The sequence below is a fragment of the Ligilactobacillus araffinosus DSM 20653 genome, assembly GCF_001435375.1.
GTDB lineage: Bacteria > Bacillota > Bacilli > Lactobacillales > Lactobacillaceae > Ligilactobacillus > Ligilactobacillus araffinosus.
This window is the reverse complement of sequence record NZ_AYYZ01000029.1, coordinates 273,903-299,189: the sequence shown is the minus strand read 5'-3', so window position 1 is coordinate 299,189 and position 25,287 is coordinate 273,903. Positions and strand designations below refer to the sequence as shown.

At 37.7% G+C, this 25,287-nt stretch carries 23 protein-coding genes and 1 other annotated feature; of the genes, 6 read left to right on the top strand and 17 right to left on the bottom strand.

Going from position 1 to position 25,287, the window contains the following annotated elements; genetic code table 11:
• Positions 1-10: 10 nt before the first annotated feature.
• Positions 11-1,195: an SIR2 family protein gene (locus FC64_RS05965; protein ID WP_057906995.1), complete on the bottom strand. Its 1,185-nt coding sequence runs from the start codon at positions 1,193-1,195 to the stop codon at positions 11-13.
• Positions 1,196-1,505: 310 nt separating this feature from the next.
• Between FC64_RS05965 and FC64_RS07480 the strand changes: the two genes are divergently transcribed.
• Entirely contained in the window at positions 1,506-1,700 is a 195-nt protein-coding gene (locus tag FC64_RS07480) for a transposase (RefSeq protein WP_235804850.1), read from the top strand.
• A gap of 66 nt (positions 1,701-1,766) precedes the next feature.
• Complete coding sequence (locus FC64_RS07425; protein WP_235804841.1) at positions 1,767-2,576, top strand: IS3 family transposase; 810 nt, start codon at positions 1,767-1,769, stop codon at positions 2,574-2,576.
• A 79-nt stretch (positions 2,577-2,655) separates the two neighbouring features.
• Here FC64_RS07425 and FC64_RS05955 read toward each other — a convergent pair whose 3' ends face one another.
• From FC64_RS05955 to hisS, 3 genes are all read right to left on the bottom strand, one after another.
• Positions 2,656-6,270, bottom strand: a complete 3,615-nt coding sequence (locus FC64_RS05955; RefSeq protein ID WP_057906994.1) for a type IIG restriction enzyme/methyltransferase — start codon at positions 6,268-6,270, stop codon at positions 2,656-2,658.
• A gap of 163 nt (positions 6,271-6,433) precedes the next feature.
• Positions 6,434-8,215 carry an aspartate--tRNA ligase gene (gene aspS / locus FC64_RS05950; protein ID WP_057906993.1) on the bottom strand — a complete coding sequence of 594 codons (1,782 nt, stop codon included), beginning with the start codon at positions 8,213-8,215 and terminating at the stop codon, positions 6,434-6,436.
• A 15-nt stretch (positions 8,216-8,230) separates the two neighbouring features.
• Positions 8,231-9,508, bottom strand: a complete 1,278-nt coding sequence (hisS, locus tag FC64_RS05945; protein WP_057906992.1) for a histidine--tRNA ligase — start codon at positions 9,506-9,508, stop codon at positions 8,231-8,233.
• A 57-nt stretch (positions 9,509-9,565) separates the two neighbouring features.
• Positions 9,566-9,742 (bottom strand) — a binding site (T-box leader).
• Between the two features lie 139 nt (positions 9,743-9,881).
• Between hisS and FC64_RS05940 the strand changes: the two genes are divergently transcribed.
• On the top strand, positions 9,882-10,775 hold the full coding sequence (locus tag FC64_RS05940) for an N-acetylmuramoyl-L-alanine amidase (protein ID WP_057906991.1): 894 nt from the start codon (positions 9,882-9,884) through the stop codon (positions 10,773-10,775).
• Between the two features lie 93 nt (positions 10,776-10,868).
• Here the strand turns inward: FC64_RS05940 and FC64_RS05935 are convergent, their stop codons facing one another.
• From FC64_RS05935 to FC64_RS05880, 12 genes are all read right to left on the bottom strand, one after another.
• Positions 10,869-11,501, bottom strand: coding sequence for an HAD-IA family hydrolase (locus tag FC64_RS05935; RefSeq protein ID WP_057906990.1), 633 nt, complete (start codon positions 11,499-11,501; stop codon positions 10,869-10,871).
• A gap of 18 nt (positions 11,502-11,519) precedes the next feature.
• Entirely contained in the window at positions 11,520-11,966 is a 447-nt protein-coding gene (dtd, locus tag FC64_RS05930) for a D-aminoacyl-tRNA deacylase (protein ID WP_057906989.1), read from the bottom strand.
• A gap of 13 nt (positions 11,967-11,979) precedes the next feature.
• On the bottom strand, positions 11,980-14,211 hold the full coding sequence (locus FC64_RS05925) for a RelA/SpoT family protein (protein ID WP_057906988.1): 2,232 nt from the start codon (positions 14,209-14,211) through the stop codon (positions 11,980-11,982).
• A 63-nt stretch (positions 14,212-14,274) separates the two neighbouring features.
• Positions 14,275-14,604 carry a hypothetical protein gene (locus tag FC64_RS05920; RefSeq protein WP_057906987.1) on the bottom strand — a complete coding sequence of 110 codons (330 nt, stop codon included), beginning with the start codon at positions 14,602-14,604 and terminating at the stop codon, positions 14,275-14,277.
• A 35-nt stretch (positions 14,605-14,639) separates the two neighbouring features.
• Positions 14,640-15,401, bottom strand: a complete 762-nt coding sequence (locus FC64_RS05915; RefSeq protein ID WP_057906986.1) for an RsmE family RNA methyltransferase — start codon at positions 15,399-15,401, stop codon at positions 14,640-14,642.
• A gap of 1 nt (position 15,402) precedes the next feature.
• Positions 15,403-16,287: a 50S ribosomal protein L11 methyltransferase gene (gene prmA / locus FC64_RS05910; protein ID WP_057906985.1), complete on the bottom strand. Its 885-nt coding sequence runs from the start codon at positions 16,285-16,287 to the stop codon at positions 15,403-15,405.
• Positions 16,288-16,297: 10 nt separating this feature from the next.
• On the bottom strand, positions 16,298-16,780 hold the full coding sequence (locus FC64_RS05905; RefSeq protein WP_057906984.1) for a DUF3013 family protein: 483 nt from the start codon (positions 16,778-16,780) through the stop codon (positions 16,298-16,300).
• A gap of 112 nt (positions 16,781-16,892) precedes the next feature.
• Positions 16,893-18,179, bottom strand: a complete 1,287-nt coding sequence (locus FC64_RS05900) for an extracellular solute-binding protein (RefSeq protein ID WP_057906983.1) — start codon at positions 18,177-18,179, stop codon at positions 16,893-16,895.
• 28 nt (positions 18,180-18,207) lie between these two features.
• Positions 18,208-19,494: an MBL fold metallo-hydrolase gene (locus FC64_RS05895; RefSeq protein WP_057906982.1), complete on the bottom strand. Its 1,287-nt coding sequence runs from the start codon at positions 19,492-19,494 to the stop codon at positions 18,208-18,210.
• Positions 19,478-20,296: a carbohydrate ABC transporter permease gene (locus tag FC64_RS05890; protein WP_057906981.1), complete on the bottom strand. Its 819-nt coding sequence runs from the start codon at positions 20,294-20,296 to the stop codon at positions 19,478-19,480. The genes FC64_RS05895 and FC64_RS05890 overlap by 17 nt, the downstream gene beginning before the upstream one ends.
• Complete coding sequence (locus tag FC64_RS05885) at positions 20,293-21,171, bottom strand: carbohydrate ABC transporter permease (protein ID WP_057827366.1); 879 nt, start codon at positions 21,169-21,171, stop codon at positions 20,293-20,295. The genes FC64_RS05890 and FC64_RS05885 overlap by 4 nt, the downstream gene beginning before the upstream one ends.
• A 2-nt stretch (positions 21,172-21,173) precedes the next feature.
• Positions 21,174-22,250, bottom strand: coding sequence for an ABC transporter ATP-binding protein (locus tag FC64_RS05880; protein ID WP_235804840.1), 1,077 nt, complete (start codon positions 22,248-22,250; stop codon positions 21,174-21,176).
• A gap of 303 nt (positions 22,251-22,553) precedes the next feature.
• Between FC64_RS05880 and FC64_RS05875 the strand changes: the two genes are divergently transcribed.
• Together FC64_RS05875 and FC64_RS05870 are read left to right on the top strand one after the other, a co-directional pair.
• Entirely contained in the window at positions 22,554-23,513 is a 960-nt protein-coding gene (locus FC64_RS05875) for a nucleoside hydrolase (protein WP_057906979.1), read from the top strand.
• A gap of 115 nt (positions 23,514-23,628) precedes the next feature.
• On the top strand, positions 23,629-23,979 hold the full coding sequence (locus FC64_RS05870) for a hypothetical protein (RefSeq protein WP_057906978.1): 351 nt from the start codon (positions 23,629-23,631) through the stop codon (positions 23,977-23,979).
• A gap of 182 nt (positions 23,980-24,161) precedes the next feature.
• Here FC64_RS05870 and FC64_RS05865 read toward each other — a convergent pair whose 3' ends face one another.
• Complete coding sequence (locus FC64_RS05865; RefSeq protein ID WP_057906977.1) at positions 24,162-24,650, bottom strand: DUF6568 family protein; 489 nt, start codon at positions 24,648-24,650, stop codon at positions 24,162-24,164.
• Positions 24,651-24,870: 220 nt separating this feature from the next.
• On the opposite strand from FC64_RS05865, the gene FC64_RS05860 reads away from it, so the two are divergent.
• Positions 24,871-25,287: LysM peptidoglycan-binding domain-containing protein (locus FC64_RS05860; RefSeq protein ID WP_202987272.1), on the top strand; the 417-nt coding region annotated here is incomplete at its 3' end.

Below are 25,287 nucleotides of genomic sequence, written 5' to 3'. Positions count from 1 at the left end.
AATTACTCACCTATAAATAATCTAATAAATCTTTATTTAATGCACCCTTTAAAAAGTGGATATCATACATCTCTGATTTTTCTGATAATTTTTCCCAATTAGGATTTTTATCACCATCCAAAGTATAATCAGTAATTAACGTTGATAGACTATTATTATGTTTGATGCTTTGCAAAATCATCTCAAAAATATGATTATCTGCAAAACTAAAACCGATTGTCATAAAAAGAGTATTTGGTTTTCTCAATAACTCTTGAAACTTTGTCATTAATGAAAAATATGGTTCTTGATAACTTTGCATATATTTTTCTGAACTTGGAAAAATCATTACTGGACTTATAACATCCCTTTGTTTATTAGTTAAAATTTTGATTAGTTGTCCTTTTTCGTCCATCTCCCAATCAACAGAACCATGTATTTTTAACAAATTAATCATGTTTGATCGATATTTCAATTCTTGAGTCTTACTATTTGGAATTTCTTTCACTAATTTCCAATCAAAAATGTCTGCATCAAAAATTGGAGGATTCGAAAAAGAAAATCCATCAAAAACCCAGAATCCAAGACTAGAAGCCGCTCCTTCAAATAATCGATCATAATTTGTCGTTACAATATTCAAACGTGAATCGCTAGGGAGAAGCCTTGATAGTTTTTTTATCAAGAGATCATGTTTACAGTTGTTATCAAACCCGTATTCACTGGTTACTTGATAAATATGTTGTTTTATTTTTTCTACTGTTTGATTCAATTTATTCACATCAATAAATTCTGAAAATTCATTACTTTTTATCCCCTTAAAAAGACTAATAGCTTTAATTAACACAGATAAAATATTTTCTAAATTTTCATCATTTTCATCAATTATTGTTCTATTTTTTAAATCATCAAAAGTATATAGATTTCCATCATTCTCTAACAGTTCTTTAATATCGCCATATAACTGTGAAACTGTTTTACCTTTGTTTCCATTTTCACAAATTGACGCTCCAGCTCCTGCTAAAACTACTATGTTTTCATATGGTTTATTAAGTAATTTTTGAATCTCAGCTTTTACTGTATCCTTAAACATTTGAGAAGTGAACTCTTGACCTGAATCTTGAACTAGTTCTGTGTCATCTTTATAATATTTTTTGTTTTCTTGTTTATATTTAGGCGTATTAAAACCATAAAAATAAGTGTTTTTCACATTTGACATTATATTCTCCTATAAAAAATAATTATTATATTAATACTTATTATTAATCACTATATCAATTAATAGAATTAGCATCAATGAACTATAATACTTTTTCAAATCATCCACATTATAGATAATAGTAATTTCTTTACTAACTACACTTTTTAAACAGAAAAAGCACTAACTATCAAATGAAGTGCCCTACAATTGTTAGACAAAAACTAATGATTGTGAGGCACTTTTTGTATGGTTAAATATAAACCTGAATTAAAATCATGAATATCTTTCAACTGCGCAGAGTACCAATGATTTAAGTAAGAAATACCATATTGGAAGAAGGCAAATCGCTAAGTGGATTCAAGGATACCGGTTGAATGGTCCTGACGTCCTCAGGCGGCGACATAAACGGAATTTTACTGCTGATTTCAAATTAAATGTGATAAACTATTACCAAACTCACGAGGATTCGATGGCTGAAGTAGCGGCACGCTTTAACGTTTCACCGCCGCAGATTTCTATCTGACGTTCAAGGTTTGAACGGGAAGGAATTACTGCCTTGAATACTCAACCGAAAGGTAGGCCACCGAAAGTGAACCATCCTAAAAAACAACGGCGTCAACTCGCACATCAAAGTGAGCTTGACCACTTAAAAGAAGAATTAGCGAAGAAAATGATTCTTCAAATCGCACAACGTTTTAAGGTCCGAGAGAGTTGGACTGCGGGCTATCGTCGGATTCAAGCCGAATTAGATAAACTGGAATTACACTTGTCTGGCGATACGATTCGCAAGCTAATGAGTGAAGTAAGTCTCTATAACCGCCACCGTAACGGTAAATATTCATCATATCATGGCACGGTGGGGAAGATTGCAGCTAATAAATTGAACCAAGAATCTAATGCACATCAACCTTACCAAGTTATTCATACGGATGTTACGCAAGTCCGGTTGGCTAACCATCAATGGACTTATATTTCAGTGATGATGGATGAAGCTAGCCAAGATAGCCTGGCTTTCCAGCTTAGTACTAGCCCAAATAAAGAACTAATTATGCGCACCCTTGAAGAATTAATTGATAACTTACCTGATGATGCCCAGCCAATCATTCATTCCGACCAGGGCTGGCATTATCAGTTAGCTTACTATACTCAAAAGTTAGCGAATTATCACTTTGTTCAAAGTATGTCCCGCAAGGAAAATTGCTTAGATAACACTCCGGTAGAAAGTTTCTTCCACCTGTACAAAAAGGAATTACTGGCCGGCTTTCCGCCATGTAAAGATATTACAGAATTAAGGAAACTTTCTCAAAATTATATTCAATATTTTAATAATGTTAGAACGACTTTAAAAACAAAAGGCATGACTCCGGTTGAATACCGAAATCACGCCTTGATAGCTTAATAATTTAATCTTGTCTAACTTTTGTCTTGCACTTCAAAATATAGTTAATGCTTCTTTATTAATTATTAAAGTTCTCTCCCTATAAGGTAAAATCTCTTACAATCTTTTTTTCTATTTCAGTTAATCCAAACAAATCCATTACTAACTCATCTATTTCATTATTTTCATATCGAAAGTTTTCATTTTTCGAGGCTTTACTAAGCACAACATTAACTAAACTGGCCAGTTGCTCTTGTTGCTGTTGATTCATGTTTGGAATCGGAAATTGTTCTAGTTCCTTTACTTTAAATTGTGGAAATACTCTACGTTGAAATTTGTCAAACTTCATTAAGAACCATAATGTTTCAATTTTAGAATTAAGGACTCCTAACAGTGCTAACAAATTCATGTTTGAATTTTCTATAACCATTGAATTTAAATCATTAATAAATTCTCCTTCTATATATGTTCCTTCGATTGCATATACATTCTTAGATGGTATCTGTCTAACCAAAATACGTGGTTCTTTAAAATTCGTTGTTTTTCTTGGTTCTGCTAAATTATCACCGTATTTTACGTATTCTCCGTCCCATGTCATTTTATATCTACTAACATTTTTGCCATTTAAATATGGTAAATATGACATATTCTTTTTCTCTTTACAATGATATATCCTATTTTGCACGTCTTCCTTGCCTTGTTTAGGCTTTCCTTTCCCCTTTTGATAGGCTTTTATTCCAGTTTTTACTTCCGCAATCTGTAATTGCTTTGAAGTTTCTGAAGATATTCTTGAACATTTCTCCATTTTGTTGAAAATATCAATGGCATCTTTATACTTAACCATTGAAATACTAAACATTGGGTTTTCATCATCAAAAAATGCTTTATCTACAGTTCCTACTAGTTCAAAATTATCATTGATTAACTCCCCAAATGTTATAGAACTTGACATATTTTTCTTCAAAAAGACCAAACAATTATCAACACTTGCATCTGCAAAAATCTTGTCTAATGAATCAATAATAACTAGATCTCCAGAATAATCAAGTAGGAACTTTCGAATTTTTTGATTTGACTGAATTGTTAGCATATTATTTGGGACAATATATGCAAAAGTTCCATTTTGCTTAAGTAAATTAAACCCTAATTCCATAAACAAAGTATACGTATTGGCTTGATACTCATCGACTTCATAATGCTTTAAATAATATTCTTTCGTTTTTTTATCAAACGATTGATTTCGAGCAAAAATATACGGGGGGTTAGCAATAACAATATCAAATCCCTCGAAATTACCATTTTCATCTAAAACTTCTGGAAATTCAATTCTCCATTCTAAACTATCTTTATAAAACGGATCGTTTTTTCGATTCTCAAATTTCTTTCGTGCTATATCTGCTTTTTCTTTTAATTTTGAAAATTCTACACTATCAAAATCTTTAAAAAGGTTTCCTTGCCCAACTTTATTTAATTTATTTAATGCTTCTTCAAACCTATCTCCTTCTGGAGTTCTAAAACTATCAATAAAAGTTTTTTTAATTGCATTAATTTTTTCGTTGATTTCATGCTTTAATTTTTTGTCGCCTGTATTTTTATAATCTTTTATTAATTTCGTATATTGTTTAAACTCACTCTTGCGTAAATCAAAATTATCTGTTAATCCAAAACGATGAATTAAACTATTTCCAACCTTAATATTAATATCAATATTAGGCAAAGTTGTTAAATGTCTGTCTCCATTTTCATCCTCTTCATAATAAGAATTTTTTAACAGCTCTGTCCATAAACGTAATCGACAAATATTTACAGAATTAGGATTAAGATCAACACCATATAAGCAGTTCTCAATTATCTTTTTCTTCTGATTAAAGAGAGCTTTTTGAATTTTTAAAGATTTTGGTTTACTAGCATCATAGGAATAATTATTACCATAATCATCCTGTATTATTAATTCATCATTTGCAACTGTACAACTTATATAATTTAACAAATTGCCATCTGCATCAAATAAAATACGTAAAGATGCCTTCAATGCAATTATTTCATTTAAAATTGAAACTAAAAAATGTCCCGATCCAACTGCAGGATCTAAAATCTTTAATGAATCAATCGCATCGCTTAACTTTCTTCTTTGTTCCATTGAAAAAGATATATCTCTAGTTATTTGAGCTAGTTCTTCAATTCTTTGAATATTCAAGTGAAAAATTTCATTTGCTTTTGTTAATACTGATTGATATAAGGCCTTTTTAGCCATATACATTGTTATCTTTCCTGGTGTAAAGAAAGAACCATCTTTATATCCATTAATTTTTTCAAAAATTAATCCTAAAACAGAAGCATTAATTAATTGTCCTTGTTCCTTTTTATTTTTTGCACTGCCAGATGAGGTAAAATCATATGAATCCAAGAACTTAAATAAATATTCTAAAATATTTATTTTTCCCTTTAACTTTTTCCCATTTGTATCTTTCAGTTTAGTCTTTGAATAGACTTGAATTTTTCCTTCGCGTAATTCGTTAATTGTAAAACCTTCCTTAGACATTTCTAAATCGGTTGGCTCAAATAAAGAACTGTTCATATAAGGAACATTGGGATATTTCTTTTTTATTCTATCTGTCCGTTCTTCTTCTTTTTTTGCCATTACAGCGAAAAATAATTCATTTATATCATCAAAAGTGTTCAGTTTATTATAATTCAAAAAATTATACGCATTACTTTTGTTAAATGAAATTAATGATGATTCTAGTAATTTTAAGAATAATATTCGATTAATCCATACAACAACTAATTGGATCGCATTATCTAGTTGTCTATCTTCGCTTACACCTTTTAAATCTAATTGTTCTATTGCGTTCTCTACTAATGAAACATCTTGTCTGTCTTTTTCCTTTAATCGTGTAATTAATTTATTTCCATTTTTTCTTTCTTCATGAAGTCCCATAATATACAGCAATTCATTATAAAAGTTTTTATTAAGACTATTAGCATCAGCAAAAATCATTTCATTTAGTAGATTCTCAGAACTAAAAAACCTATATAATTGCGTAATCATATTCTTTTTTATTCTTATATTTTGATCATCTACTAAAAAATCATTTAAATCAAAATGCGCAATTTTTATTTTCTTTTTTAACGCTCTATCTATTTCAGGAGCAATTACTTCATCAAAAAGAAAATCTGTTTTTTGACTTGCCAATTGTCTATTTTCAAACTTATTGAAATTATCTACTAATCTTTTATTTTTATAAAAGAATTTCTCCAACTCAGAGGAATTTATAACAAAGAAAGAATATCCATTTGTTATGATTCCCCTTTTTACTTCTAAATTTTTATTTATAACTCTTTCTCTGAGATAATAAGCCACCAATTCTCGAAAAGACTTTGTATTTATATTATCTTCACTCATCATCTCACTTTTATTATCCAATTTTTTATATTCAATGATGACTCCTACTTTACTTTCTGAAGAATTTCCATTATAAATCGCTAAATCTATTTTTTCACTAACATTTATTTGTTTATCAGGAATAACCGCTTTTAGAAAATCCCGGAAAACACCTTTTTGAAATTCTTCATCTTGGTGCTCATTTTCTCTTATACTTTCTAAGTACTTAGTAAGTGCGTTACTAAAAAATTCTTTCTGCTCTTCCTGTGGCATAATTGTATTAACATTACGATTTATTGATTGTTTTAAATTTTGAAATTCATATGCCATTTTAAATTCTCCTTAACAGTTATTTTAACTACTAGTTAAATCTTAAACGCTTAAATTGGTTATATCATAATTATATAAGAATATACTCACTTCAATCAAAAATTTTAACAAAAACACCCCCAACCATGCCGTCGGGAGTGTTTTCAATCTATTCAGTTATTAACTATTCTTCACTATCTTCCTTACCCTCATCTGCAACTTCGATGTGCAAGTCTTCAAGCTGTTGCGGAGCAACTTCGCTCGGGGCGTGAGTTAATGGTTCGGTTGCCTTTGAGTTCTTCGGGAAGGCAATCACTTCACGAATGTTGTCTTTCTTCGCAAGCAACATTGCGAACCGGTCTAAGCCTAAGGCAAGGCCGCCATGTGGTGGGAAACCGTAATCTAACGCATCCATGAACCAGCCGAATTGTTCTTCGGCGCGTTCCTTGGTGAATCCAAGGGCTTTGAGCATGTCTTCTTGAACTTCACGTTGGTGGATCCGGATTGAACCCCCGCCAAGTTCGTAACCGTTCAAGACAATGTCGTAACTTTGAGCGTGGCACTTGTGCGGATCCGTCTTCAACAATTCAAGGTCTTCTTCATTCGGCATTGTGAATGGATGGTGGGCAGCAATGTATTGTTGGAATTCTTCGCTGTATTCGAATAATGGCCAGTCAACAACCCAGATAAAGGCGAATTCATCTTCATTGATCATGCCTTGTTCCTTCGCAATTTCTTTCCGCAAGTAGCCTAATGAATCAGCAACAACTTTGCGCGTTGAAGCAACGAAGAGCAATAAGTCGCCTGGTTTTGCTTCAGCAGCTTCCAAGATTTGGTCACGGCGATCCTTGAAGAATTTTGCGATTGGTCCTTGCAAGCCATCATCCGTAACCTTCATCCATGCTAAACCTTTTGCACCGAAGCGTTTAATGTATTCTTGTTTAGCATCGATTTGTTTCCGAGAGTAAGCATCCGCGCCGCCAGGAACCGCAATTGCCTTAACTTGGCCGCCATCTTCAAGCGTTGAATCAAAGACCTTGAAGCCAGCGCCTTTAACGGCATCCGCCATATCTTTTAGTTCCATCCCGAATCGAATATCTGGCTTGTCAGAACCATAACGATCCATGGCTTCATCCCATGTAATGTGCTTAATTGGTGTTTGCAATTCAATGCCAAGCGTATCTTTCATGACCGCTTTCAATAATCCTTCCGTCATTTCCATGATTTCGTCTTGATCCATGAATGACGTTTCAATATCGATTTGGGTAAATTCTGGTTGCCGATCGCCCCGCAAGTCTTCATCACGGAAACACCGTGCAATTTGGTAATAACGGTCAAAGCCCGCCCCCATTAACAATTGCTTAAACAATTGTGGTGATTGCGGCAATGCGTAAAAGTGTCCCGGATATACCCGTGAAGGAACCAAGTAATCCCGGGCTCCTTCAGGCGTTGATCGGGTCAAATATGGTGTTTCAATATTTACAAAACTGTTTTCATCGAGGTAACGGTGAACCGTTTGCGTGATGCGATTCCGGATCATCAAGGCCTTTTGCATTTCTGGTCGGCGCAAATCAAGGTAACGGTACTTCAACCGCATGTCATCGGTTGCATTTGTATTATCAGTAATTTCAAATGGCGTTAACTTTGCCTTGTTCAAAATGTGAACGTCACTGACTTCGACTTCAACTTTCCCGGTCTTCATGTTCGGGTTAATGGCATTTTCATCCCGGGCAACGACTTTCCCGACAACTTCGATAACATATTCGCTCCGTAATGAATCAGCAATCTTTAAGGCATCCGGACCAAATTCTTGACTGAAGACTAATTGCACAATGCCTTCACGGTCCCGCAAATCAATAAAGATCAAGTTTCCAAGGTTCCGCCGCTTTTGAACCCAGCCTTTTAAGACAACTTCTTGGCCTAAATATTGTTCATCAACCAAACCTGCATATGTTGTTCTTCTCAAAATAAACTTCCTCCACTACTTAATTACTTTTGCAAAATCGTTAATCACATCATCAAGCGAAACACTGATTTCGTTTCCCGTTTCCATATTCTTCACGTTGGCTTTGTTTTCTTGCAATTCGCGTTCACCAATCGTAATCGTGTACTTCGCATTCAAACGACTAGCAGTCTTGAATTGTCCCTTTGGCTTACGATCAAGGTAATCCCGATCAGCAGTATATCCTTGGTGACGCAATGCTTGAACGATTTCCAATGACTTGACATTCGTTTCATCGCCAATACCGACAATGTAAGCATCCAATTCATCATCCAATTGTAATTTATCTTGTTCCGCATCCAAAACAAGTAATAACCGTTCGACCCCAAGTCCGAAGCCGATTCCTGGAGTTGCTGGGCCGCCAAGTTGTTCAACTAAGCCATTGTACCGTCCGCCGGCACAAACCGTTGTCCACTTACCGCCAAAGGCCTTTGAATCACTCATGATTTCAAAAATTGTGTGGTTGTAGTAATCCAACCCCCGAACCATGTTAGCATCGACTTCGTATTCAATTCCGAGGTTTTCAAGTAATTGTTTAACCGTATCAAAGTGCTTTTGAGAATCTTCAGTTAAGAAATCAAGAATCGATGGCGCATTTTCAACGATCTTCTGGTCATTTTCATCCTTACTATCAAGGACCCGCAATGGATTTTTGTGTAAACGTTCCTTTGAGTCTTCTGATAATTGGTCTTCAAACGGTTCCAAGTAGTCGATCAATGCTTGCCGGTAATTCTTCCGGGTTTCCAAATCGCCTAACGTATTGATAACCAGCTTCAAACTGTGAACTCCAACTGAATTCAATAAGTCCATTGCCATCGCAATGACTTCCACATCAAGCGTTGGATTATCCACTCCAAAAGCTTCGACCCCGATTTGGTGGAATTCACGTAATCGTCCTGATTGTGGCCGTTCATAGCGGAACATTGGTCCCATGTAGTAAACCTTATACGGCTTTTGATATTCTGGTCCGTATAACTTGTTTTCAACAAACGACCGCACAACACCCGCTGTTCCTTCCGGTCGTAATGTAATATGCCGATCACCTTTATCATGGAAATCATACATTTCCTTTGTTACGATGTCAGACGTTTCCCCAGAAGTTCGTGAAAAGACTTCAAAGTTTTCAAACGTTGGCGTCCGCATTTCGTGATAACGGTATTTCTTAAATAATTCACGTGCTTTGGCTTCGACATATTGCCACTTTGCAGATTCATCTGCCAAAATATCAGCTGTTCCCTTTGGTTTTTGATACTTCAAAAGACTCATTCCTTTCATTTAAATTCCGATCAAAAAGAAAACGCCCCTGTCATTACTGACAAGGGCGCACACTGTGCACGGTACCACCTTAACTTCTTACTTTAGAATAACGCTCATCACGGTACATCAGTACACCTCAAAAGTGTCTTCGTTAAATCGCACTTGTAAATTCACACCAACCATCTACTCTCTGAAACTGCCAATTCAACTACTGGTCTTTCTCACCGGCCTTTTTCGTTACCTAAAGTTTACAAAGGAAAATTAACAAAGTCAAGTTTGATTGTTACAAAACTCTTAAATTCCGCGGTTAATTGTACTAAGTCAAAATATTTTGCTAATATGGTATTTGATAATATCTTTGGAGATTTAATTTATGAAAGAAAACAATCAGTTAAAAGTTGAGGATACGTTCGGCTTTCTTTGGATTCTTTTAATTGGAGTTGCGTTATTTTTAGGTTATCGGACATATACCTATATGCAACAGATGCCCATCGAAACCGAAGATGCCGCTCTTTACCAGCAACCTAGTGTGTTTGCCCATAAAGACCGCAACCTAGCAAAAGGCAGCCGGGTCAAAGTATTGAAACACAAATACAACTGGGTCTATGTTAAAACTAATGAAGATCAATATGGTTGGATGGGAACCTGGATGATCAATTCCAAATATAAAAATCCAGTTACCAAGCTTTCGGAAGCTACGATCGTGATCGATGCCGGCCACGGCGGTACTGATTCCGGTGCCCTGTCAACAAATGGCAAAAAAGAGGAAAAAACATTCACCCTGCGCTATGCCAAACAACTTCAATCAAAATTGAAAAAGGCCGGCGCACGCGTTTACATGACCCGTGATAGCAACAAGACCGTCAGCCTAAGCAAGCGCTCTGAATTGGCTGAAAAAGTGCATGCCGATGCGTTTATCAGTTTCCATTTTGATTCATCGCCGCAAGATAACAGTGCTAGCGGGTACACTACATACTATTATCATAAAAACAATGGTTCGTTCCGACTAGCAAAAGACATTAACAGTCAGCTGAAGTCGATGGGCTTGGATAACCGTGGCGTTGACTTCGGAAACTTCCTTGTTTTACGAGATAACACTCAACCGGCAGTCTTACTTGAAAGCGGCTATATCAACTCGGACCGTGATTTAAGTTTCATTGATGATAGCACTTATCAAAATAAGGTCACAAGCGACGTTGTTAAAGGTTTACAATTATACTTTGAAGGTAAAGACGAAAACGCATTGATTGCAAATGATCCAAATTAAAAAGGAGAATGTGATTTTAATCACATTCTCCTTTTGTCATATTCGTATAATCGAGTTCCAAAACGCTCGTTTTGAACGTTTTGTCACCCCTTCCTATTTAATCCAATTTAAAATATCATGCATATCTTGAATTCGATGTTCCGGAGATGCAGGTTCAATGATCAAATCATCTGGATCAAACAAAATTCCGCTCATTTTCGCATTATGTGCCGCTGCAATATCAAGCACCCGATCACCAACCATGACACAACTTTGCGGATCAAGATCGTACTTTTCAACTAATGAATTTAGCGAAGCCGGGTTGGGTTTCCGCGGAAACTTCTTTTCAGCGGTAACCGCATCTGTGAAGTACTTCTTCAAATCAAACTTAACCAACATCTCCAATGAGCTCTTGTTCCGGTGAGTCATCAGATAGTTGTGGCCGCCATTTGCAACCACCTTGGCTAATACCGCTTGAACCCCATCAAATGGCTTCATCTTATCTTCAAGCTTAGCTTCAATTGGATTATATTCTTCACGCAGTGCTTCTGGTTCTTCTTTAAGGTCGTTTTGGGTCCGGTAATATGCAAACGTCTTTCCTAATGAAGTTTGCCGCATATGACGGTAAACTTCATTCTTATCAAGCTTGACACCCTTTTGTTCAAAGACATCCATAAAGGCTTCAACCATGCCCGGATATGTATTATATAACGTCCCGTCAAAATCCCAGAAAAATTCTTGATACATTATCGTCACTCTTTCCGCTTATTTTTGGTTCGAGTCGTAGATGATCGTTACCGGTCCGTCATTTACCAATGCCACGTCCATGTCAGCTCCAAACTGACCGGTTTGAACTTCAATTCCGTATGACCGGAGTTTTTCATTAAAATAATGATAATTTTCCTTGGCCAATTCTGGCTTCTGAGCTGCCCCAAACCCTGGACGATTTCCATGTTTCGTTGAAGCATACAATGTAAATTGCGATACCGATAAAATTGCGCCTTGAACCTGTTTAATTGACAGGTTAATTTTACCATTTTCATCGGCAAACAACCTAGCATTTGCAACTTTACGCGCAATGTAATCAATATCTTCGATCGAATCATCGTGGGTAAAGCCAACTAACAGCATGTAACCTTTACCGACCTTTCCAATTACCTGATCATCAACCGTTACGCTTGCGGATTTAACCCGTTGTAAAACTACTCTCATCTTATGATCTCCTTTAATGAATTGGACGTTCAACCAGGTAAACGTCCGGTACCCGTTTGATGTTGTCGATCAAGCGTTGTAAATGTTCTTTATTATGAACCCCAACAACAATACTAATCGCCATCAATTGATTATGATCAACGTTTCCGTTAACCGATTTTAACGATTTCGTTGAATTATTAACCATTTGTAAAATATCACTCAATAAGCCATTGCGATTATAACCTTGAATTTTTAATTCGGCATCATATAATTTATGCTCATTTGGTAATCGATTCCATGAAACATCAATTAAACGACTGCCATTCTCAGTTGCTACTTGAACATTTGGACAATCAACTCGATGAATCGAAACTCCCCGACCTTTTGTAATATAACCAACAATTTGATCACCAGGAATTGGATTGCAGCATCGGCTTAAATGCACCATCATATTGCTGATTCCGGCAATTAAAATATTGTCATTGTTATCATCTTTACTTTTTTTGGAAGTTTCTTTAGTCGGATTATCAATCTGCTTATGATCTTCGAGCAATTCCTTTTCTTGCTGTTTACGTTGCTCATTTGCCCGCTGTTGCCGAATATCTTTAGTTAACAGGTTCACAATCCCAAGAGGTTGCAAATTACCAAACCCAATTCCCACATATAATTCGTCTATCGATGGCAATTGTTTTTTATCAAGCACCCGTTTAATATTCTTTTCAGTTAAAACTTTATGCGGATCAAATCCTTCTTCAACTAAGGCATTATTTAATAATTCTTGACCCTTATCGCGGTTTTGAATATAATCACGTTTTTTGAAGAATTTCCGAATTTTATTACGGGCGCGATTAGTATGAACAAGTTTTAACCAATCCCCACTGGGGCCAGCAGAATTAGCCGACGTCAAAATATCGACAATATCCCCATTTTTAATTTGATAGTCAAGGGGAACAATCTTACCATTGACCTTGGCGCCGGTTGCATGATTTCCGATTTCCGTATGAATTGCATACGCCATATCAAGCGGACCGGCCCCCTTCGGCAACTCCGTGACATCGCCCTTGGGAGTAAAAGCGTAAACGCGGTCACTGAATAAATCACCCTTAACACTTTCCATAAAGTCCTTTGCGTTGGCCGCTTCATCTTGCAATTCGATGATTTCCTTAAACAAGTTCAGCTTATCACCTGTTGCCGTTTCCTTGACCGGACTCTTTTTGCCTTCCTTGTATGCCCAGTGAGCTGCAATCCCGTATTCCGCTACCCGGTGCATTTCTTCAGTCCGAATCTGAACTTCAAACGGTTTACCTTGCGGACCAATAACCGTTGTATGCAGTGACTGGTACATGTTGGCTTTGGGCATTGCGATGTAGTCCTTAAACCGCCCCGGCATTGGTTTCCACCGCGTATGAATTGCTCCCAAGACGGCATAGCAATCTTTAATCGACTTTACAACGACCCGCACCGCTAATAAGTCATAGATTTGACTGAATTGCTTGTGCTGATCACGCATCTTCCGGTAAATCGAATAGATGTGTTTCGGCCGCCCATAGATCTCACAATCAAGGTTCAAGTCCTTAATGGCATCCTTGATCTCTTCAATCGCCTCGTTGATATACTTGATTCGTTCTGTCCGCTTGGCATCCATTAAATGAACAATCCGATAATATTGTTGCGGGTTTAAATAACGCAACGAAATATCTTCTAGTTCCCATTTAATCTTGCTAATTCCTAGTCGATCAGCTAATGGGGCATAAATTTCGAGCGTTTCATTCGCGATCCGCCGTTGCTTATCCGGTCGCAAATGATTCAACGTCCGCATGTTGTGCAGACGATCCGCTAATTTAACGATGATTACCCGTAAATCCTTGGCCATCGCAAGTAATAGTTTCCGGTGATTTTCAGCTAGCTGTTCTTGATGCGATTTGTAACGAATTTTACTTAACTTAGTAACCCCGTCAACGATCACTTCAACGTCATGGTTGAAAAGTTCGCCAATGTCCCCTAACGTGACGTTTGTATCTTCAACAACATCATGCAAAAAGCCGGCTGCAACCGTTTCAGGATCCATCTTCAAATCAGCCAGAATGCCCGCAACCTGAATCGGATGAATAATATATGGTTCGCCTGATTGTCGAGTCTGTTCACGATGAACATAAGTGGCAAATTTGCAAGCTTTCTTTACCAGTTCAACGTGTTCCTCATTCATATATTGACTGCACATTTGAATGACATCATCCGCAGTCCAAATCACTTCTTTATCCATTCGTCTTCACCCGTTTCAATCTAAATCATAGTAAAAATGAGACTGTCACCAGCCTCACCCGTTTTATTTCTTTGTTATTCCGTACGCTAAAAGACTTGCTGCAAGGTAAATTACCGCAACAACTCGTAAAATTCCCATAAAGAAACTCCCCGCTGTAATTACAAACATGATCGGGAAGAACAATAATGGAATCCATGAATCATCGTTCTTGCCAGCATATAAGCCTACAAGAACCGAAAAAATCATATCAAAACCAAACATAATAAAACCAATTTTCGTTACATCATTGGCTTGACATACATTAAAAATAATTGGAATGATCAATGCAAAAATTGCAGCAGCTACCAAATACCACAGCATTCGGATAATAAAGGTCTTTTTTTCGTCAGTCATATAAATCCTCTTCAATTAAAATCTTTGTTATTATTCTACTCCAACTCCGTAGCAAAGGAAAGCGCCGCGAGTAAATAAAGCGGTGCGGTTTCTGCCCGTAAGATCCGCGGTCCAAGTCCAGCACATTGATAATCCGCTGCCGTGAGTTGCTTGATTTCTTCGGGTGCAATGCCGCCTTCCGGGCCAAAAAATGCAATCAAAGAGGTCAAGCCTTTGGTACGAGCTTGCATTGCAATTTGAGCTAAAACTGTCTTTTCATTCTGTTTAGCGGATTCTTCATATGCAACAACCTTGAAATCAGTATCTGCATTCTTCATAATTACATCATCCAATGAATTAGCCCACTCAACTTCTGGGACATGATTGCGGTGCGACTGTTCTGCCGCATTCAACGCAATTGTCTGCAGCCGCTTAATTTTCTTAATTTGCTTTTGGCTCTTCCACCGGGCAACCGAATATCGGCTATTCAAAAAAATAAAACGGTCCGCACCTAACTGTGTTCCCTTCTTAACAATTTCTTCAGCTTTATCGCCTTTCGAAACACCGCAAACAATCGTTACTTTGACTGGCATTTCCACTTCACGGTCAATAGCTTTAATAATCGTAAATTGACCTTCGTGTTTATCTACCTTCGTTAACCGACACTGATACACCTTTTCATCGGCCGTCACTAATTCAAATTGATCATCGATTTTCATCCGTAAAACATCAACGGCGTGATGAAAAATTTCTTGTGGTAAAAGTAACTTTTCATTTTTGAATTCAGTTGATTTTTGAATAGTAAAAAAGCGTTGCATCCTATTCTCCTTCGCTTGGCAAGTGTGCGATAATCGAATACCAATCTTTTTGGTTCAAGATTTCATCGATCACAAAGCCATGGTCTGTTAATTCGTTCACAATCAAATCTTTCTTGTCATTGATGATTCCTGAAGTAATGAATTTTCCACTTGGATTTAAGCATTCCTTAGCTTGCGGAATCAACGGTACAATAATCTCAGCTAAAATATTAGCTACGATGAGATCAACTTTTTTACTGATTCCGTCAAGCAAGCTGTTTGTTCCGATATTAATGTCCTTGGCAATTGGATTCAACGCCACGTTTTCCTTCGTCGCCTTAATGGCTTCATCATCAATATCATAAGCATCAATTTTGCCTGCTCCAAGATATTTGGCAGCAATACTCAAAACACCTGAACCGGTTCCAACATCAATCATTGATTCATTGCCACGAATTTCCTTTTCAAGTGCCAAAAGCGCAAGACTAGTTGTCGGGTGTGTTCCCGTTCCGAATGCACGGCCCGGATCAAGCCGAATCACTTTTTCATCGTCACTTTCAGGTTGATAGTCTTCCCAACTTGGAACGATCGTTAAATACCGTGTAATGCGCACCGGATGGTAATATTTTTTCCAAACATCGCGCCAGGAGTCATCATTGACATCGCTTAATTTCACGGTTGCCTTTCCCGGATCGATACCAAATTGACTTAATCCCTTGATCTGCATTTCTAATTCAGGAGCTTTTTCCGCCACGTTGATGTTTGCAGGAAAGTATGTAATAACACGCACATCATTTAAATCATGATCATCGATTTGAACCCCGCCCGCTTCATTTTCCATTAAGATATTCGTCACCGCATCGATTGCTTCATTGGTTGTTTCAACTACAAGTTCTGTCCAGTCCATGTTCAGCCTCCTAGAATTTCGGATAATTTAATTGTTGAGTTTCATCTTTACGCGCCTCAAGTTGCTTTTGAAATTCAACCTCATCCCATTTAAGATTGAATGTTTGAATTGAATCATCACTTACAAAATCAAGTAAGTCTGATTCACCATTATCGAGTGTATCTTGCAAGACATCCAAAAAGGCATCCGTTTTTCCTTTAGTCCATCCTTTTTTACCATTGAATCCCAACGTTACCAGATAATCTTCCTGATCAAAATCAAACGGCTTGGTTTGATCATATAGCAAAATCGCATCATCAAACGTGATGATCGGTTCAACGGATTCTGTATCATCCAAATCAATGATTTTATGTCCGTTTTGATTTTCAACGTAAAATTCCATTTCAAGTTCAAAAGCCCGTTCATGCTTGAGCCAATTCCAAGCCAATGTTCCATCAAAATCTAAATTTTGAACCCCATCGTCAAGGTAATCAATTAATGATTGCTTCTTCATTTTCGAATCCTTTCGCTTTATGTATTAGTAATATTTTAACGTGATTTAATCGATGATGCAAAAAGAGCCGCGATTTTCATCGCGACTCTTTATCTAGTTACTGAACACTATTTTATTGGTTCCATGCATTCTTAAATTGGCTTTCACCTTGTTTGATCAGTGAGTTAAGGTTGCCATTCTTGGCGTGACTTAAGATGTTTTGCATGATCGTGTTCATTTGTTGATATGCAGCATTTGAGTTCTTCGTTACAGGAACTGTGTAAAGGTTCTTTGTTGCAGCTTCAACTTGGGCTGGAACCTTTGAATCTTTGTTGTTCTTGTATTCACTACTATTAATTACATCTTGTGATACTGGGATGTAACCAGTTTGTTGTGCCCAGTATAATTGGGACTTCTTGCTGGTCAAGAACTTCATGTACATGAAAGCAGCTGTCCGTTGTTCCTTGCTTGCGTTCTTGAACATGTAGATGTCAGTTCCTTGTTGCATGTTCCACTTGCCAGGACGTGGGGCAACTTCGTAATCGAACTTGCCGTTAACCCCCTTCTTAACGAAACTTTCACCAGCACTTGTACCGATAAACATTGCAACTTTTTGGTTTGAGAAGTCGCCTGAAAGGTAGCCTTGTGAACCGGCAGTCTTGAAGTAACCACCCTTGATTCCGTCAGCATAGTAATCAATAACTTTCTTTGATTTAGCAGATGTTAAGTTGATCTTTGAAGTAAAGTCAACGCCTTCATTCTTCATTCCTAAAACATAGTAATTTGATAATGAATCAAAGCCGGCACCAACAACTTGATGATTTGATTTTTCATAAATTGTCTTGGCAGCTGACTTCAATTGAGCCATAGTTATTGGAACTTTAACTCCATACTTATCAAGCATTGTCTTATTATAAACTAATACTTCAACTGATTTATTAAATGGAATACCATATTGAGTACCATTGATTTGAGCACCTTTCATCAATGATGACTTGATGCCGCTCTTAGCAGCACTTCCCCAGCCAATCTTTGAATTATTAATGTATGGCTTTAGATTAACTAATAAGTCATTCTTTGATGCCGTGTATAACCAACCTGGATAAGCCTGAGTAATGGTTGGTAAATTCTTTGGTGATTGCAATGTTGATGTGATTTTTGATTGCAAATCTTTGTATTGGCCTTGGTTTTCGAGCTTAACCGTGATATTCGGATTTTCCTTTTCGAATTCTTGGGTTAAGGTTTGCAAAGCCTTTTGTTGATTACCTGACATCCCATTCCAAAATGTAATGGTTGTCTTTTTTGTAACCTTTGTAGGGATACTGTCAGCACTTACAGTTGATGATAAACCACCTGCAACTGTTGCAAAAAGCGTTGCTGCAGTTGTTGCGGCAACTGCAAGTTTTTTGATGAACTTCATAAAAGCTCTCCTCCTTAAAATTTTTTGTTTAATGCAAAATGAGCGTTTGCCCATTTTGCGGTAAAACACGACTTCCAAACGGGTTTTTCAAATTTTCTGGATGAAAACTATGAATAGGAGTCAATAATTGCGGCTTGATGCCCGCAACGATTTCATCCAGTTCGGCTGCGGTTGCATGCCCCGAACATGCAAGCCGAACAAATTCAACGTGATGGGCCGCTAACATCTCAAGAAACTTTTGATATGCTGGGTCAAAGTCACCCAGCGGCTCCGCATCACTGTGAATGTACAAAGTATTTGGCTGCAGATTTTCAAAATGATCTTCAACCTGCCACAAATACATATCCTTATCAGCCAAAAGAGTTTGGTAATCAACTTCCAAACTTGGATCAAGTTCTGGAAGCGGCTTGGCGGACGGCGAGTAATAATAATTGACTTTCCGTCCCGTAATCTGTTGAAGCAGCCATGCCCGGTCAGCAGTCAAAACGACTGTCCGCGGTTGTGCATCACAAATTGCTTCTAACCGGCTGATATTACCCGGATAAGTATTAAAGGTCGTTGGGCGTCCCTCCGCATTTTGAACAAGGTCAACCAGCTTTTCAATTAAAAGTTGTTCACTCCACGGCTTACGCGGCTTATCCAAATCTTGCGGGAAACTCACCCCAACGCCTTCGCTGATCAGCAAATCGCATCCCGCAGCCGCCTTCATCATTGCCCGCGTCCATTCCGGATGATAGCCATGGAGCCGCAAATCACCGGTATATACAATAAATGCATCCGGTGTATGGATCAGGAACGCGACTGCGCCATCTGCATCATGATCAACGGGATAAAATTCGACCTCAATCTCGCCGATCTTCACCTTGTGATGAACCGGCAATTCGGTTAACGGCCGCAGGTATTCTTTCGGATGACCAGCTGCCGGAAGCAGAAAATCACCATCCCGGTTTAGCCTTTTCAACAACTTGATCGTTGCTGGAGTACTGTAAACCGGAATGCGCTGATCAACAAAATTTACCATTTTAGTATGATCTAAATGTAAATGCGAGATAAACGCCGCGCTGTGTTGAAATTTTCCTTTCCACTGCGGTGCCCCGGTTAAATGTTCATCATAAAAATCATCCAGTTTCGGAATCAAATGATTTTGAATCAGCGTTTGATAAGATTCATCCGGCAAATCCAGTTCCGGCCGATACTCGGTTCCCAAATCGAAAAAGATATGGGCATCGCCATATGCAATTTCGATATTCGTTCCGCCAATTGTATCAACACCTTTATGGTAAGTTACGCGTGTTTGCTTATCCTTTAAGTCCATCACGTGTAACCCCCTGAATAATTTGCTTTCTAAAGATGAAGTAGATGATCAAAATCGGGATAACGGTTAATGTGGCTGCTGCTAATTGCAACTGTGTTTGGGCTCCACCATCAGAAGCAAAATTGGCCAACCCGTTGTTCAATAGCCGCATGTTATCATTATTCGTTACCAATAATGGCCAAAGGAATGAATTCCAGCCGGCGATGAATGAGAGTAACCCCACCGTTGTTAATGCCGGTTTTGACATTGGAACTAAAATCTTCCATACATATTGCCAGTTACTTGCACCACTGATTTTTGCTGCTTGGTAAATGCTACGTGGAATTCCCTGGAAGTAACTGTTCAAGTAGTAAATATAGAAGACACTCGTTGTAAATGGTAAGAACAAACCAACATAGGTGTTCAACAAGCCCCACTTAGCAATTGTATTGTAGTTCGTGAAGATGATTGCTTCTGAAGGAACCATCAACAATGAAATCATCAAAAGCTTAATGGCTTTTTTGCCTTTAAAATCTAAACTTGTTAATGCAAATGCAGCAAACAATGAAGTAATCAATACACATACGGTATCAATTGATGATGTTAGCAAGGTATTCCAGAAATACTTCAAAAATGGTGCCTGATGGAAGACTTGCACGTAGTTTTCGAAGTGTAAATGATGCGGAATGATTGTCGGTGGAATACTTGTTGTTTCTGCATATGACATCAATCCGCCAAGGACCATGTAAATAAACGGGAAAACCGTAATGATACTTAGAAGAATGATAAAAATCCACGTAATTACGCCGGTAACTTTTTTCATCTGCGACCCACCTTATTCAATAACTTATTTTGAAGGAATGATACAACTAAAATTATCAAGAACAGTAAGACGGTTGCGGCCATTGCGACCCCTGGCGTTCCAACTGTCTGGAACTTATTAAAGATGTAGTAAACCGCCGTCATCGCACTGCCCGCGATTCCTGGTTGCCCGTTAAACAGAGCATAGATTGATGTATATACTTTGAACGCACTGATCAAGTTAACGGTCAAAAGGAATGCTAAGGTTGGGATCAATTGCGGCAATGTGATCCGGAAGAACATTTCCGAATCACTTGCCCCGTACATCTTGGCAATCGTGTAGTGTTGCGGATCGATCCCCCGTAAAGCTGACATCAAAATAACAATGTTAAATGCTAAGCTGAGCCAAACTCCAAAAATGATAACGGTGATCATGTTCATGCTGGGATTATCTAACCAGTTCGGGGTTCCTAAATGGAAGAACCGCAAAATGTAGTTCAATAAGCCGTACTGTCCGTTGAAAATGTAACGGAAGACGATTCCAATCGCAATCGTACTTGTAACGTATGGCATGAAGAATAATGCTTCAAAGAACTTCGAATGCTTGATCCGGTTAAATAAGTTCCATGCAATCGCAATTGAAATCACCATTCCGATTGGAACAACCGTAAAGGCATACAAAGCAGTATTTTGAAGTGCCTTGGCAAAGTACGGATCTTGAATTACATATTTATAGTTGCTCAATCCTGTCCAGTGCATTGAAATTAATGAACCGGATTGAAAACTCATCACCAATGCCCGTAAAATTGGGAAAACACTAAAAAGGATAATTCCTAAAAGAGCTGGTCCAAGGAACCACCATGCGCTCCATTGATTTTTTCGCCGTTTATTTTTCATTTTTAATATACCCGCTCTCCGTCCTTGTTAAAGATAAATGCTTTCTTCATATCAAACCGTAAGTTGATTTCATTGCCTGCTCCGATTTGATCTTCGATATCAACTAATGACCGGTACTGCATATCACCAAAGTAGAACTTCAAGATTCGTTCACGTCCAATCAATTCAATATCATCAACTTTAATTGTGAAATCTGCCATTTCAGCCGTTGACGGTTGCAAGTTTTCCGGCCGGATTCCAATTACATAATCCCCGGCAGGCAACTTCTGTTTTAATTTATTGTCTGCTAACCGCTCAGCTAATAAATTGAAATGTTCATTATTAAATTGGTTACCATCAAATTGAACATCAAATAAGTCAATTACCGGATTACCAATAAAGTTAGCAACAAATTGATTTGCTGGGTCAAGGTAAAGGTTTTGCCCCTTATCCGCTTGTTGAACGACCCCATTGTTAAGTAAGATGATTCGATCACCGATTGAAAGAGCTTCTTCTTGATCGTGAGTAACAAAAATCGTTGTGATTCCAACTTCCTTCACTAATGCCCGAATTTCTTCCCGAATTTGAAGCCGCAACCGCGCATCTAAGTTACTTAATGGTTCATCCATTAAAAGAACTTTCGGTTGTTGAACAAGAGCACGTGCAATTGCAACCCGTTGTTGCTGTCCACCGGACAATTGTCCCGGCTTCTTCTTCGCAATATCGGTAATATGGGTCAATTCCATATATTTCTGTGCAATTTCACGTGCTTCTGCCTTCGATTTTTTATTTTTGCCAACAGTTAATGGAAACATTACGTTTTCTTCAGCTGTCATATGCGGGAATAATGCATAATTTTGAAATACAAAACCAATGTCCCGGTTTTCAGGGGCAACATCAAGAACTGATTTTCCTTCAAACTTCACATCACCTGAGGTTGCATCAAGCAAACCTGAGATGATATTAAGCAACGTTGACTTACCACAACCACTCGGGCCTAATAAGCAAACTAATTCACCTTTTTCCACTGAAAAATTAACATTTTTCAATGCTTCATATCCGTTCTCGTATGTTTTATTGAGGTTTGAAACTTCAATCATTCTTTTATTTTCTCCTTTACGCGGATCCGCTAATATCCACAAAATATAATGATTATCAATCATTTAACTACAACAAATTGTATCAATTATTCCAGAATAATCAATATAAAATTCGCAAAAAATTCATTGCTTTAAGTGAATTTTAGAAGATATCGTTTCCAAAAAACATTCGTTTTTTGCCGAACAATTAGATTTCCATTTTAACAATTGGTCCGTCCCAAAAAAAGCAGAAAAAAGTTTCTCCAATCGCTGTTCACTTCTGCTAAAATGAAATCAAACGTTAAAACTAAAGGAGAACTTTTCATGGCTAAGTATAAAATGATTTTAGACCTCGACACCGGCGTTGATGACGCCTTAGCGCTTGCATATGCCCTCGCCACTCCCGAATGTGATTTAATTGGCGTCGTTGCTTCTTTTGGAAATATCGTTCCTGAGGAAGCCGCCCAAAACACACTCAACTTATTGGAAATGCTTGGACATCCTGAAGTCCCAGTTTTCATTGGTGCAACGCATTCTTCACACACTGATCACTTTGAAGTGATGCCGATCAGTCAAACAATCCATGGCAAAAATGGAATTGGTGAAGTTGAAGTTCCAACTGCTAAGCGGAAAATTGAAAGTCAAAATGGAATTGATTTTTACATTGAAGCTGCTCACAAATATCAAGGTCAATTGTTAATCGTTCCAACTGGTCCGTTGACAAACCTCGCTGCCGCAATCGAAAAGGATCCTGAAATCATTGACTTGATCGGTCATGTAACGTTAATGGGCGGTACATTGACCATTCCTGGGAATGTCAATCCTGTCACCGAAGCCAATATCAACCAAGATCCGCCAGCTGCTGATAAAGTTCTCCGCAGTAAGCTTCCATTGACAATGGTTGGGCTTGACGTAACCTTACGGACATTACTTACAAAGAAAGAAACCCAAGAGTGGCGTGAAATTGGGACGACATCAGCCATCAAATACGCAGACATCGTTGACTACTATATCAACGCATATAAAATCACCAGTCCTCATCTTCACGGTTGCGGATTGCATGATCCATTAGCAGTTGCGGCGGCGGTTGATCCAAGTCTTTTACAAACCATTTACTTAAACATGAAAGTTGATACTGAAGGAGCATATGCCGGGCGAACGATCGGTGATGAAAAACGATTGAATGAACCGGCAACAACTACTCAGGTTGCCGTGAACGTCGATGTTCCACGGTTCTTGGAAATGTTTATGACAAAACTTTCCGCCTTCTTTAAAGAACATTAATCAAAAAATTACCGGCTTGATGAACTTGCAAGCCGGTTTTTATATGGTATTCTTAAATAGATGTTATTGAATAAGTGAAATAACAAGTCATTTTAATCATGAGGAGAGAGCCATCATGAAATACGTTGGTGTAGCTTTATACGTTTTTTGGCTACTTTTGACAATGTTTAAATTTGAGTCGATGCCCAAGGATCGGAGTTTGTCATATCGCGATGTTTTTTTCGGTAACATTGTGTGGTATCACAATTTAAGAACGCTATTATTTGCGACGTCCGTAATCATTACCGTTGTGTACGCCCCGCTTAAAATTATTTACTTATTAATTCTTATTTCATGTGTCATTTTAGGAATCGTCTGTCTGCGCAATTTCTTTACCTTGGTTGGAAATCCATGGATCGATTTAGGATTTTTGATGGGTGCAATTATTTGTGGTGTTTTAAGTGGATTGTTTGTTTTTAAAATGTAAAAAGAATGTGGTAATAAAACGTTAAAAACGAGCGTAGTGGAAGCAAAAAAGAACGAATCGCACAGCAAAAATTTGGAGGTTTGCGTCCCCTCACTAGCTTCGCGTTGTAGCTGCGCTTGTTTTGGAACCCCAATTATGCGGATATAGAATAAGGAGGTTGTGACTTTCGTCACAACCTCCTTTTAATTTTGATGAGCATTAATAAAATCTGTAATTTTTTCGTCAAAGTCATACCGAATGATCCGTCCATGGTCAACGCATAATAATGCTGGTGGATTTTTAACCTGTAAGTCTTCAAGCAAGTGGCGCAAGATTGGATTCGTTGCTTCCTTTGTTGTATCTAAATAATAAACATTTGTCCCTGCTTGCTGTGCAGCATAACTCAGCCGCGGTGCAAAACTTAAACATTGTGAATTATTCCGCGTTCCAATATATACAAAAAAGTGATCGCGATTTTGTAACAATTCATTCCAGTTATGAGCTTTTAACCGAATAAAGAATTTGATCTTTTGATCATATACCTTACGTTGCCAAAAGATAATGCTTTTTTCAGCAAATGATAAATGATTATCTAAATTATAATGATTTCGATAATGTTCCCAACCCATGGCGGCAACCGCTGTTAACCCAGAGATTCCAAGCAATAATTTCAAATTGTTCTTCTTATCCATTAGATTCGCCTCCATATCATTCTATTAATATTATACCCTATTAATCAGATGTTTCTTATACCTCAATGTTACAAATGTTACAAAAAAATATCAAAAAGTAACATTATTGCTATCTTATTGTTATGTTAGTCAGTTATACTTTTAAACGATGGTTCAATGGATTTGAACTATGAGGATAGATATAGATAGATTAAAAATCTTTTAGGAGTGAACTTTCTACATGAAATTAAACAAAGTTTTAGTATCAGCTGCTGCCCTCTCAGGAATCGCTGCAGCAGGAACAGCTGCTAATGCTGATACAGTATCAGTTAAAGCAGGGGACACTGTTTCAGAACTTGCTCAAAAGTTCAATACAACAGTTGAAGCAATTCAAAAAGCAAACAATTTACAAGACGTAAACTTTATCACAGTTGGGGAACAATTAAACATCCCAACAAATGACAATGCTGAACAACAAGTTCAACAACCTCAAGCAAATGCAGCCCAAGTTCAACAAGAACAAGCTGTAATTGCTCAACAACAAGCAGCACAACGTCAAGCACAATTAGCTGCTCAACAGAAGGCTGCCCAAGCTCAAGCTGCATTACAAGCTCAACAAGCTGCTGCCGCTCAAGCTGCTAAAGAACAACAAGAAAAA

Coding starts and splice junctions, on each gene's coding strand:
- FC64_RS05935 (WP_057906990.1), bottom strand. CDS start 11,501: ATGTATCAAGAATTTTTCTGGGATTTTGACGGGACGTTATATAATACA.
- FC64_RS05925 (WP_057906988.1), bottom strand. CDS start 14,211: ATGGATAAAGAAGTGATTTGGACTGCGGATGATGTCATTCAAATGTGC.
- FC64_RS05915 (WP_057906986.1), bottom strand. CDS start 15,401: ATGCAACGCTTTTTTACTATTCAAAAATCAACTGAATTCAAAAATGAA.
- FC64_RS05890 (WP_057906981.1), bottom strand. CDS start 20,296: ATGAAAAAAGTTACCGGCGTAATTACGTGGATTTTTATCATTCTTCTA.
- FC64_RS05900 (WP_057906983.1), bottom strand. CDS start 18,179: ATGAAGTTCATCAAAAAACTTGCAGTTGCCGCAACAACTGCAGCAACG.
- FC64_RS05870 (WP_057906978.1), top strand. CDS start 23,629: ATGAAATACGTTGGTGTAGCTTTATACGTTTTTTGGCTACTTTTGACA.
- FC64_RS05955 (WP_057906994.1), bottom strand. CDS start 6,270: ATGGCATATGAATTTCAAAATTTAAAACAATCAATAAATCGTAATGTT.
- FC64_RS05865 (WP_057906977.1), bottom strand. CDS start 24,650: ATGGATAAGAAGAACAATTTGAAATTATTGCTTGGAATCTCTGGGTTA.
- FC64_RS05875 (WP_057906979.1), top strand. CDS start 22,554: ATGGCTAAGTATAAAATGATTTTAGACCTCGACACCGGCGTTGATGAC.
- FC64_RS05920 (WP_057906987.1), bottom strand. CDS start 14,604: ATGACTGACGAAAAAAAGACCTTTATTATCCGAATGCTGTGGTATTTG.
- FC64_RS05905 (WP_057906984.1), bottom strand. CDS start 16,780: ATGAAGAAGCAATCATTAATTGATTACCTTGACGATGGGGTTCAAAAT.
- FC64_RS05895 (WP_057906982.1), bottom strand. CDS start 19,494: ATGGACTTAAAGGATAAGCAAACACGCGTAACTTACCATAAAGGTGTT.
- prmA (WP_057906985.1), bottom strand. CDS start 16,287: ATGGACTGGACAGAACTTGTAGTTGAAACAACCAATGAAGCAATCGAT.
- FC64_RS05940 (WP_057906991.1), top strand. CDS start 9,882: ATGAAAGAAAACAATCAGTTAAAAGTTGAGGATACGTTCGGCTTTCTT.
- FC64_RS05880 (WP_235804840.1), bottom strand. CDS start 22,250: ATGATTGAAGTTTCAAACCTCAATAAAACATACGAGAACGGATATGAA.
- FC64_RS05965 (WP_057906995.1), bottom strand. CDS start 1,195: ATGTCAAATGTGAAAAACACTTATTTTTATGGTTTTAATACGCCTAAA.
- dtd (WP_057906989.1), bottom strand. CDS start 11,966: ATGAGAGTAGTTTTACAACGGGTTAAATCCGCAAGCGTAACGGTTGAT.
- FC64_RS05885 (WP_057827366.1), bottom strand. CDS start 21,171: ATGAAAAATAAACGGCGAAAAAATCAATGGAGCGCATGGTGGTTCCTT.